At 64.2% G+C, this 10,315-nt stretch carries 13 protein-coding genes; 3 read left to right on the top strand and 10 right to left on the bottom strand.

Going from position 1 to position 10,315, the window contains the following annotated elements:
- Nucleotides 1–184 precede the first annotated feature (184 nt).
- The 10 genes from CJZ78_RS12805 to CJZ78_RS12850 all read right to left on the bottom strand — a co-directional run bounded on the left by CJZ78_RS12805 (nucleotide 185) and on the right by CJZ78_RS12850 (nucleotide 6,297).
- The gene (locus CJZ78_RS12805; protein WP_094561701.1) at nucleotides 185–565 is read right to left on the bottom strand and encodes a type II toxin-antitoxin system VapC family toxin; all 381 of its coding nucleotides are present in this window, start codon (nucleotides 563–565) and stop codon (nucleotides 185–187) included.
- Nucleotides 566–579: 14 nt separating this feature from the next.
- Nucleotides 580–783, bottom strand: a complete 204-nt coding sequence (locus tag CJZ78_RS12810) for an AbrB/MazE/SpoVT family DNA-binding domain-containing protein (RefSeq protein ID WP_094561702.1) — start codon at nucleotides 781–783, stop codon at nucleotides 580–582.
- A 188-nt stretch (nucleotides 784–971) separates the two neighbouring features.
- Complete coding sequence (locus tag CJZ78_RS12815) at nucleotides 972–2,861, bottom strand: nucleoside-diphosphate sugar epimerase/dehydratase (protein ID WP_094561712.1); 1,890 nt, start codon at nucleotides 2,859–2,861, stop codon at nucleotides 972–974.
- Between the two features lie 422 nt (nucleotides 2,862–3,283).
- Nucleotides 3,284–3,610 (bottom strand): hypothetical protein, encoded by a 327-nt coding sequence (locus CJZ78_RS12820; protein ID WP_233128791.1) that lies wholly within the window; start codon nucleotides 3,608–3,610, stop codon nucleotides 3,284–3,286.
- On the bottom strand, nucleotides 3,591–3,872 hold the full coding sequence (locus CJZ78_RS12825) for a hypothetical protein (protein ID WP_094561713.1): 282 nt from the start codon (nucleotides 3,870–3,872) through the stop codon (nucleotides 3,591–3,593). Before CJZ78_RS12825 ends, CJZ78_RS12820 begins: the two co-directional genes overlap by 20 nt.
- A gap of 154 nt (nucleotides 3,873–4,026) precedes the next feature.
- The gene (locus tag CJZ78_RS12830) at nucleotides 4,027–4,395 is read right to left on the bottom strand and encodes a hypothetical protein (protein WP_094561704.1); all 369 of its coding nucleotides are present in this window, start codon (nucleotides 4,393–4,395) and stop codon (nucleotides 4,027–4,029) included.
- Nucleotides 4,396–4,405: 10 nt separating this feature from the next.
- Nucleotides 4,406–4,930, bottom strand: coding sequence for an N-acetyltransferase (locus CJZ78_RS12835; protein ID WP_094561705.1), 525 nt, complete (start codon nucleotides 4,928–4,930; stop codon nucleotides 4,406–4,408).
- Nucleotides 4,927–5,292, bottom strand: a complete 366-nt coding sequence (locus tag CJZ78_RS12840) for a DUF1778 domain-containing protein (RefSeq protein ID WP_233128792.1) — start codon at nucleotides 5,290–5,292, stop codon at nucleotides 4,927–4,929. The genes CJZ78_RS12835 and CJZ78_RS12840 overlap by 4 nt, the downstream gene beginning before the upstream one ends.
- A 195-nt stretch (nucleotides 5,293–5,487) precedes the next feature.
- On the bottom strand, nucleotides 5,488–5,742 hold the full coding sequence (locus CJZ78_RS12845; protein WP_143592939.1) for a hypothetical protein: 255 nt from the start codon (nucleotides 5,740–5,742) through the stop codon (nucleotides 5,488–5,490).
- Nucleotides 5,743–6,024: 282 nt separating this feature from the next.
- Complete coding sequence (locus tag CJZ78_RS12850; protein ID WP_094561708.1) at nucleotides 6,025–6,297, bottom strand: hypothetical protein; 273 nt, start codon at nucleotides 6,295–6,297, stop codon at nucleotides 6,025–6,027.
- Nucleotides 6,298–6,703: 406 nt separating this feature from the next.
- On the opposite strand from CJZ78_RS12850, the gene CJZ78_RS12855 reads away from it, so the two are divergent.
- The 3 genes from CJZ78_RS12855 to CJZ78_RS12870 form a co-directional block, all read left to right on the top strand.
- Nucleotides 6,704–8,254 (top strand): IS1182 family transposase, encoded by a 1,551-nt coding sequence (locus CJZ78_RS12855; protein ID WP_094561709.1) that lies wholly within the window; start codon nucleotides 6,704–6,706, stop codon nucleotides 8,252–8,254.
- Nucleotides 8,255–8,791: 537 nt separating this feature from the next.
- The gene (locus tag CJZ78_RS14520; RefSeq protein WP_143592940.1) at nucleotides 8,792–9,298 is read left to right on the top strand and encodes a helix-turn-helix domain-containing protein; all 507 of its coding nucleotides are present in this window, start codon (nucleotides 8,792–8,794) and stop codon (nucleotides 9,296–9,298) included.
- Nucleotides 9,299–9,324: 26 nt separating this feature from the next.
- The coding region (locus CJZ78_RS12870; RefSeq protein WP_143592941.1) for an IS3 family transposase at nucleotides 9,325–10,315 on the top strand (991 nt) is incomplete at its 3' end.

Raw genomic sequence — 10,315 nt, forward strand, 5'->3', positions numbered from 1 at the left:
TCAGGCAGGCGCACTTCCAATCGAGAGGCACTCATGGGCGGCACGGGAGGCATTACAGTTGATTGTACGAGAAAAACCAGGGTTTTTTCGGCAAAAGTGCCCATACAAAGGCTTCGCCGCAGCCTGCACTGAGACAGCGGGCAAGACTCACCTCCCGGAATGGAACGTGGGTTGAGCCTGATCGTCAGGCCTTTCGCTGCTTCTCGATCAATTCCACGTCGTCGCCGAGGCCGCGGAAGTCGGCATCCATCGTGTGAAGCCGGGCCTGATGGGATCGGGCCGTGGCCAAGATGATGCTGTCGGCCATCGGCAGGCGATGGGCGTGGCTGAGCTGGGCCGCTGCGATCGCGAGCGTGCTGTCAAGATCCACCACAAGCCCTCTCTGCATGGCGGCGACCGCCTGGATGGCCTGGGCCTCGCTGTGCTCACGCAGCACCCACTTGAACACCTCAAGAATGCTGATCACCGGCACCACCAGGGTTGCCGCAGAGTCGAGCACGGCCACAAAGCGGCTGGCTTGGGGGCCATCGGTGAACACCTCAATCCACCCAGAGGAGTCAACCACCGCTGGCTGGACACTCACAGCCGGTCAGCCTCTCGCGCAAAGGTGTTTTCCCCATGCAGAAAACCTCGAAGGGCGACAGGGGGCTGGCTCGGCACCAACTCAATCCGCCCCGGCAGGGCGATCACCTGCAGCTGCTGACCGGGGCTCAAGCCAAATTGCTCGCGCACCCGCTTCGGGATGACGACCTGGTACTTGGGGGATACGGTTGCGAGATCCATAAATTTATCGTAGCCCAGATCGACGATCGATCAGAAGAACGACCCCTCCACAGGTCGGTCGCTTCGACGCCAATCTGCACGACGCTGCGCTCTGGGGACCAGGCTGGCGACAACATGATTGCCATTTTATGGTCATAAACGCATAATTTACCCACAACAAAAAGCAGCGAGCTGCAGCCTTGCGTTATTCACGCTCCGCTGCGCTGCCACTCGGGCACGAGCTGGGCCAGCAGCTCCAGGGCTGCGTTTGCATTTTGGCTGGCGATGGCCGCGTCGAGGGCATCGAGCTGGGGCCAGAGCTGCTCGGGGGGGAGGGCGGCTTCGCGGGCGCGATAGATGAGTGGATGGGCTGTGGATTCAGAACTGGCCTCGATCAGCAGTTCCTCGTAGAGCTTCTCGCCGGGGCGCAGGCCAGTGCAGCGAATCTCGATGTCGCCATCGGGGTGGTGGGAATCGCGCACGCGCAGGCCACTGAGGCGCACCATCTGGCGGGCGAGATCAAGGATCCGCACCGGCTCGCCCATGTCGAGCAGAAAGAGATCACCACCTTCCGCGAGGGCAGCAGCCTGGAGCACCAGCTGGGCGGCCTCGGGAATGGTCATGAAATAGCGAATGATCTCCGGGTGGGTGAGGGTGATGGGTCCACCGGCGGCGATCTGCTGACGAAACAGGGGCACCACCGAACCGGAAGAGCCGAGCACGTTGCCGAAGCGCACCATCGCGAAGCGGCTGGAGGCAGCCTGGCGGCTGGCCTGCTTGGCAAAGCCCTGCACCACCAGCTCGGCCACCCGCTTGCTGGCGCCCATCACGTTGGTGGGGCGCACGGCTTTGTCGGTGGAAATCAGCACCACCTGGCTCACCCCGCAGCGCTCGGCCGCCTGACACACCACGCGGGTGCTCTGCACGTTGTTGGCCAAGCCCGCCAGGGGATTGGCCTCCACCAGGGGCACGTGCTTGTAGGCGGCGGCGTGGAACACCACGTTCACGCCCTGCTCAGAGAAACAGCGCTGCACCAGGGCGGCATCGGCGGCATTGCCAAGCACGGGCACCAGGCGGAGCTCAGCGGGCAGGCGCTGCTGCAGCTCCTGGTGGATGGCGTAGAGAGCCGGCTCGCTGCGCTCGAGGAGCACCAGGGCCTTGGGGGAAAGCCGCAGGATCTGGCGGCAGAGCTCGGAGCCGATTGAGCCGCCGGCACCGGTGACGCACACCACAGCAGCGCGCACACCGGGACCGAGCAGCTGGGGATCGGGCGGCACGGCATCGCGACCCAGCAGTTCTTCGATCGCCACCGGGCGCAGGGTGTTGATACGGGCCCGGCCACTGGTGATCTCCTCCACCGAGGGCACCTGAAGAAGCGACGCACCGAGCTGCTGAATGTCTTGAACAATTTGACGGCGCTTGCTGCGGCTGAGGGAGGGGATGGCCAGCAGCACCTGGCTCACCTGGTGGCGGCTGATCAGCTCGGCAAGCAGCTGGGGAGGGTGGATCGTCACGCCATCGAGTTCGCGGCGCCAGAGCTCAGGGGCATCGTCGATGAAGGCCACCACCGTGTGGCTGCGGCCCAGGCGCAGGGCGGCGGCCAGCTGAGCCGCAGCTGCTCCGGCGCCGTAAATCACCACCGGCGACCGGTTGGCGCTGGGCGGCTGGCTGGCCTGCAGCAGCAGGTCGCGCAGCACAAGGCGCACACCCCCGGTGAGGGCGGTGAGCAGCAGCCACAGCAGGGGCCAGCTGCTGCGGGGCGGCATCTGCACCGGCAGCAGGGTGCCGAGCAGATACACCAGCAGCACCAGGGCTGCATTGCGGGCTGCCACCGCATAGAAGGCGGTGCTGCTCACGTAGCGGGTGAGGCCGCGGTATTGGCCGCTGAGGGCGTAGACGCTGAGGCCCACAGCCCAGGTGGCCGGCAACAGCCAGAGGGTGCTCGATAAGGCCTCGCTGAAGGGATGGGCGGTGCGCAGCCAGAAGCTCAGCCAGATCGCCAGGGGGATCAGCAGCACATCGATGGTGCCGAGCAGCAGGCGGCGGCCCAGGGGGGGCAACTGCATCAGGGCGCGACGCAGAGCCGCGGGGCTTTGCATGGTGCCGGCATTGCGGGGCTTGGCAGTGCTAGTCAACGGATTAATTAGCCGCACAGACTTGAAGCGCTGCACAACACCGTATCGCTGAACTTTGACAGCATAAATTAAAAACAATAAGAGAATTGATGGGCACACCTCAGCCACACCGGCAAGTGCAGCAGCTTGGGAGGAAACGAACGGAAAGCCATAAAAAAAGCCCCCGCCGCAATCGCGACAGGGGCTGAGAGGGTGGGTGATGGAAGGGCTACAACAGCCCACAGGCTGCGCGTTTGCGGGCAACAACCTGGGGAGCCAGCCAAGCGCCGGTGCCCTAGTCGCCCGCTAGAGGCTGAGGTGCCTGCTCTGGCATCCATGCTTCCTTCGCCGGCGGGGATATTAGGAGTCGAAAGGGGTGGCATTTGCTGCAGCTTGAAACTTATGAATCATTTCCTCCCGTAGGTCGTGTCGTGATCCGGAGCAATAGTGAGTAGCCGCATGTACTCACCCTCACGATGCGCTGTTGCCCTGGGTGAACGGCTAATCCGCAGAGAGTAGACGGCATCGATTCCAGCCGGTGGCTTGATGCTTGTGATCTTCTCCCACTTGATCCCTGGGTCGCGATAGAGCTGGTTCCAGGTGAGCTGGCGGATCTTGTTGAGGGTGTCGAGTGCCGCATGGCGCTCAGCCTTCTGCAGCGTGAGCAACTGCTCCTGAAACACCGGGTTGTTCAGATCCAGCCTGATGCAGCCTTCATGCTTCATCACAGCCAAGGCGCGTCAGGGTTTCAACCAGATCGGCATCCGCTGGTGGGTGACTGGCGGACCAGACCATCGCAGCCTGCAGGGCTGCTGCGGCAGCGGGTTCGTGTAACCAGCGCTCATTGTCTGGAATCACTGTGGCGGTGCGAACGATCCAGACACCCGGCTCAGGCTCTTCCACAAGAACATGGCGGCCGGCGTACTGCTTGCCCAGCGAGATCTGGCCATTGCTGCCGACGAGCTTGATGGCGGGCGGATGGAGCGCGGAAGCCATGGCGAGCGAGGGCGACAGCATTCAGTCTATCGCGACTTTCGTGCGGCACCAATGGGGGGCCTGAGCGCCGCGGCAGGTCTAGGGGCCTCAAGCCATTCCCCCGTACTACTTGAGCAGTGAAATCACGGAGAGGCCCAGCCAGGTGCTGCACCAACTACACCCCACAATTCGCGCGTTTGCGGGCAACAACCTGGGGAGCCAGCCAAGCGCCGGTGCTGCCAGTGGCGCGCCAAAGGGTGAGGCGCAGGGTATCCCGAAGCAGCTTGCGGTGCTCGCTGGGGCTGGAGGTAGGCCAATCGGCCGGGCCAACGCGAATGCCCTGGCTGCCGATGGCAATGCGGGCAAGCACTACGGCGCGGGCGGTGTGATCGGGACCGGTGGCAATCCACACCCGGGCACTGCGGGGGGAGGGCTGGTGGCGCAACCAGTGGGCGAGGGCGGTGATCTGGGTGGCGGTGTCGTAGCCCTGCAGCAGCTCGGGCAGGGGCTGGAGCCGCATCAGGCCGGGTACTGCCAGCGGCATGGATCGCAGATCAAGTGCCGAAGGCCTTCAGGGTGCAGCGGATGTCCTTGAGCAACAGCACCAGATGGAGGGGATCCGTGGGTGAGCGCTGGAACTCTGGAATCAGATGCTCGTAGAACCCCCGGGCTTGCTCTGATTCGGCATGCACCAGCAACGCGCGACAGCCAATGGCATCGCTGATGCTGGCCACGCGTGTGATCACATCAGCCAGCAGGGCGGCTCCAAGACCTTGACCTTCATGGCGTTGATCCACCCCCAGGCGCGCCAGCAAGGCCACGGGCTGGGGATAGCGGCCGGCACCGCGGCGCAGCCGCTCAGGCAGATCGGCGATGGCCACGCTCGCCATGCACCAGGCGTAATAGGCCACCACGGCCGGCTGATCGACGGGAGACACAACGAACACCCTGGTGGTGCCGGTTCCATGGGCCTGCCGGGCCATCTCCACCAGCCAGGCTGTTTGCGCCTGGGAGCGACATTGGAATCCGCCGAGCTGATGGCTGGCCGCCAGCAGCACCGGCGGCCGGTATCCACTCATGCCTGCGGCACAAAGGGTGAAGGCCGCTCCAACAAACGCTTCAGACCAGGCAGGACGCGGGCGGGGCAACTGTTGATCCGCTCCCATTCCTGTTGGGCAGCGGCATCGAGAACAAAGTGCTCACGATCAGCCAGCACTTGATGGGCTGCCAGGCGGCCTTGGCTGAGCAAAAAGGAACTGCGATCGGTGCTGAGAGCAGCAGCGGCCCGATCCAGCAGATCTCGATCGGCCTGACTGGCCCTCAACTCAATGCGGCTCGCCTTGAGCGGCCGGGAGGACGGAGGCGGGACTCGAACCATGGAACGCAGCGAGCAAGAAAACGTACGGACATTGTACGGCATCTGAAGCGCGGTGCTTGCCATCACGCTGCAAACCCACCGTATCCATCTAGCAGGGAAATCACATCTCGGACACGTTGGGTGTTGGGTCGCTGGGCTCGAGTTGGTGGCGGAGCTGGACGAGATTGCACTGAGCTTGGCGTTGAGCTCGGCGAGCCGTTCGTTCTCGCTCTCGATCAACGTTCAAGCGGCTTTCACGAGGCTGCAGGCCTACACCCCCTACACCCCACAATCCGCCCGCTTACGGGCAACGATCTCGGGAGCCAGCCAAGCGCCGGTGCTGCCAGTGGCGCGCCAGAGGGTGAGGCGCAGGACATTCCGAAAAAGCTTGCGGCGTTCAGCGGGGCTGGAGGTAGGCAAATCGGCCGGGCCAACGCGGATGCCCTGGCTGCCGATGGCAATGCGGGCGAGGACTACGGCGCAGGCGGTGTGATCGGGATCGGTAGCAATCCACACCCGAGCACTGCGGGGCAAGGGCTGGTGGCGCAACCAGTGGACGAGCGCGGTGATCTGGGTGGCGGTGTCGTAGCGCGGCGGCAGCGGATCAGCAGGCGCTCCCCGGATCCTGCAGCAGTTGCCGCCGGTAACACTCGGCCTGGTTTAGCGGGTGGGCGTGCCATCGAGCACCACGATCAGTTCCCGCGGGCAGGTCCTGATCGGCCAGCCAGCGAGCTGGGGCTGGGGCTCAACACGATGGCGCGAGAGGGCTGGATCACGAGGGCGAACCGCCAGCGAGATCAGCGAGCTCGGTAGCAATCAGCTGCAGGAATCTCCTGTGGAGGGGGGTGGGATCGAGCCAGACAAGTGCTCCCGCTCGAAGCGCTCGAGCCTGGAGTTGATCTGCGCGAGCCGCGCGTTCTCGCTCTTGAGCCGTTGCAGCCTCTGCTCGATCGCGTAGCGCTCCACGTCGACGTCGATCGTTGGATGCCAATTGAGCTTCTGCAACAGCCGTCGCCACGGCGGCAGCGATGCAAGGAATTCCTGCTTGCTGCGGTAGATCGAAGGAAGCGGCTCCAAGGATATCGACATGGTCGTAACTCGTGAGCAGGGTGATCAGGGCAAGGAGCAGGCCGGCAAACACCGTGATCCAGCCTTGACGGTCAAATCCCAAAACCACCGTAGTCAGCCCAAACCCTGCAAGCAAAATAGTACAGGCAAACTAGCGGAGCATCCGTGGAATCACGGGTTGTCCGCCGCCGGCCTACACCTCCTAAACCCCACAATCCGCCCGCTTGCAGGCAACAACATGGGGAGCCAGCCAAGCGCCGGTGCTGCCGGTGGCGCGCCAGAGGGTGAGGCGCAGGACATCCCGAAGCAGCTTGCGGTGCTCGCTAGGAGCGTGTCGCACATAGATCAGGGCGCGGCCTCTCCACAGACGCCCTGAAATCTGCCCAGATCCAAGTGGCAGCAATGGATCTGGGCGAGAGAATGGGGCATGGTCAAGCCCAAGTCCTTCCGCCCCTGGAACCCCGAGCAGACGCTGCTCTTTCCGCCGTCACCAGTGGAGTGGCTGCCAGAGAACCACCTGGTGTTCTTCCTGCTGGATCTGGCCTCTGAGCTGGATCTTGAGGCGATCTACGCCGTTTACCGGCAGAAGGATCCCCGCGGAGAGAAGGCCTACGACCCGCGGATGATGGTGGTGTTGCTGCTGTACGCCTACTGCGTCGGGCTGCCCAGCTCCAGAAAGATCGAGAATGCCTGCTGGGAGGACGTCGCCTTCCGGGTGCTCACCGGCAACCAAAAGCCTGACCACAGCCGAATCAGTGACTTCCGCCGACGGCACCTGGATGCCCTGGCTGGCCTGTTTGTTCAGGTGCTGCGGCTCTGCCAGAAGGCGGGTCTGGTGAGCCTTGGCCAGGTGGCTCTGGATGGCACCAAGATCCGCGCCAATGCCAGCAAGCACAAGGCCATGAGCCACGAGCGGATGCTGAAGTCCGAGCGGCAGCTGGAGGCTGAAATGCGGGCGCTGCTGCGCAAGGCCGAGATCATCGACGCCCAGGAGGACGGGCAGGTCGGCAAGGGCAAGCGGGGCAACGAACTCCCCGAGGAACTGCAGCGACGCTCCAGCCGGCTGGAGTGGATCCGCAAGGCCAAGGCGGAGCTGGAGGCCGAGGCTGCTGCTGCCAATACGCGTCAAAGGCAAGCTGAGGCAGAAGCGGCTGAGCAGGAGGCGGAAGCAGCCGAGGCCAGTGGCGACGAACAGCACAGCAAGCGGGCGGCACGCCGCAGCCGTGGTGCGCGCAAGCGTGCAGATGATGCTCAGAAGTTGGCATTCGAGAAGGCCGAGGCCGCGGGCCCGGAGCTGAGCAGCGTTGCCGCTGCCGAGACCGATCCATTGGCGATGCCGCAGCGCACGCTCCCCACCGATGCAGCCGGCAACCCCAAACCGACCGCGCAGCGGAATCACCGCTGCGCGGAAGGCTTCGCCTACACCGACCCCGACAGCCACATCCTCAAAGGCGCTGACGGCTGGATCCAGGGCTACAACGCCCAAGCCGCCGTCGATGGCGACCACCAAGTGATCGTGGCCATCGGCGTCAGCAACCAGCCCAGCTATGCGGTGCACCTGCTGCCCATGCTGGAGCTCATCGAGGCCAACACCGGGCAGTTGCCAGATGCCTTGATCGCCGATGCCGGCTACTGCAGCACCGCCAACCTGGAAGCCTGTGAGGAGAAAGGGCTGCAGGCATACATCTCCACCAGCCGGCAGCAGCACGGCCAGAGGCCCAGGCCCTCACGGGGCCGAGCACCCAGAGATCTTGATGCCCGCGGACGGATGGAGCGGAAGCTCAGATCCAAAGCCGGCCAAGCGATCTATGCCCTGCGCAAGACGGTGGTTGAACCAGTATTTGGCCAGATCAAAGGGGCCAGAGGTCTGTATCGCTTCCGATTGAGGGGGCTGGAGAAGGTGAATGGGGAATGGGCGCTGATGGCCACCACCCACGACATCCTCAAGCTGTTCAGGGCAAGCGCGGCAGCGGCCTGAGGGCCTGATTCGCCAAAGCTGTGATCGGGTGTCCCTGAATCACAGAGGCTGATTCACCACTTCCTGGCCTCGGCCCAACGTGCGACACACTCCTAGGGCTGGGGGTAGGCAAATCGGCCGGGCCAACGCGAATGCCCTGACTGCCAAGGGCAATGCGGGCGAGGATCACGATGCGGGCCGTGTGATCGGGATCGGTGGCAATCCACACCCGGGCACTACGGGGCAAGGGCTGGTGGCGCAACCAGTGGACGAGCGCGGTGATCTGGTTGGCGGTGTCGTAGCGCGGCGGCAGCGGATCAGCAGGCGCTCCCCGGATCCTGCAGCAGTTGCTGCCGGTAACACTCGGCCTGGTTTAGCGGGTGGGCGTGCCATCAAGCACCACGATCAGTTCCAGCGGGCAGGCCCTGATCGGCCAGCCAGCGAGCTGGGGCTGGGGCTGGGGCTCAACACGATGGCGCGAGAGGGCTGGATCCCCCTCTGCCAGGAAAGATGACGCCTCTCCATTCCGACTACCAGGGGGCTTGATGGAGCAGAGCAATGCGTCGCTACAGCGAGGCCGTCAAAGCTGATGTGAGAAGGCGGATGAGTCCGCCGCACCGCCAGAGCGTGGCCCAGATCTCAGTCGAGCTGGGCATTCACGTGGTCACCCTCTACAACTGGAGGAAGACCTGGCGGTTGCAGGGAGAGGTGGTGCCGGCATCCGAAAAGGATCCTGAGGGCTGGGGTGCCACCGACAAGTTCACGGTGGTGTTGGAAACCGCTGGGCTGAACGCCACCGAGCTAAGCGCCTACTGCCGCGAGCGGGGTCTGTACCCGGAACAAGTGGAACGCTGGCGGCAGGCATCCCAGGATGCCAATGAAAAGCCAGTGCTCACCTTGAAAGAGCAGAAGGAGCTTGAACGGCTCCGTGCCCAGGATCAGCGGGAAATCAAGCGGCTCAAGCAGGAGCTCAGGCGGAAGGAGAAGGCGCTGGCGGAAGCGGCAGCGCTGCTGATCGCCTCAAAAAAGATTCAGGCCTTCTGGGGAGAGGACGGGGACGACTGACCTCGCCCGACGACCGCCAGAAGGCTTTGCAGATCCTTGATGAGGGCATTAAAGGTGGTGCCCGTGCCAGCGAGCTGGCACGGCTACTGGGCGTGGGGCTCACCACGCTGCAGCGCTGGCGCAGGCAGTTTGCGGGTGATGGGGGCGGTGTGGACCGTTGCAAGGGCAGCTTCCGCCACGTTGCCCATCGCCTCAGCGAGGAGGAGCGTCAGCGCATCCTGCTGACCTGCAACGAGCCGGAATTCGCCGCGCTGCCACCTGGGCAGATCGTGCCTGTGATGGCAGATCGTGGCCTATACATCGGCTCAGAGCGCAGCTTCTACCGGGTGTTGCACGCCCATGGGCAGGCTCACCGGCGAGGTCGGGCCCGGCCACCACAGGAGCCCAGACCAGTTCCACGCCTGCGAGCCGCTGGGCCGAATGAGGTGTGGAGCTGGGACATCACCTATCTCCCGACCACCGTCCGCGGGATCTGGCTGTACCTCTATCTGGTGATCGACGTGTGGAGCCGCAAGGTGGTGGCCTGGGATGTCGCCGAGCGCGAGGATCCAGCCATAGCAGCGGATCTGGTGAGCAGGGCCTGCCTACGCGAACGGATCAGTAGAGGTCGACGCCAGCCGCTGATCCTCCATGCCGACAACGGCAACGCCATGAGAGCGGCCACGTTGGAGAGCCGGCTTGAGGAACTGGGCGTGCTCAGGTCGTTCTCGCGGCCGCGCGTCAGCAACGACAATCCGTATTCCGAATCGCTGTTCCGAACAGCGAAATACCGGCCTGACTACCCCAGCCGGCCATTCACCAGCGTGGAGACTGCCTGCCAATGGGTGGCAGCGTTTGTGGACTGGTACAACCACCGGCACCGCCACAGCGGGATCAAGTTCGTGACACCCCACCAGCGTCACAACGGTGATGCCGTGGAAATCTGCCGTCACCGGGCTGTCGTCTACGAACAGGCACGTCAGCGCAATCCAAGGCGGTGGTCACGATCCACACGCTGCTGGCGTCAACCAGAAGTGG

This window comes from Synechococcus sp. 8F6, from assembly GCF_002252665.1.
In the GTDB taxonomy this organism is placed as follows: domain Bacteria; phylum Cyanobacteriota; class Cyanobacteriia; order PCC-6307; family Cyanobiaceae; genus Cyanobium_A.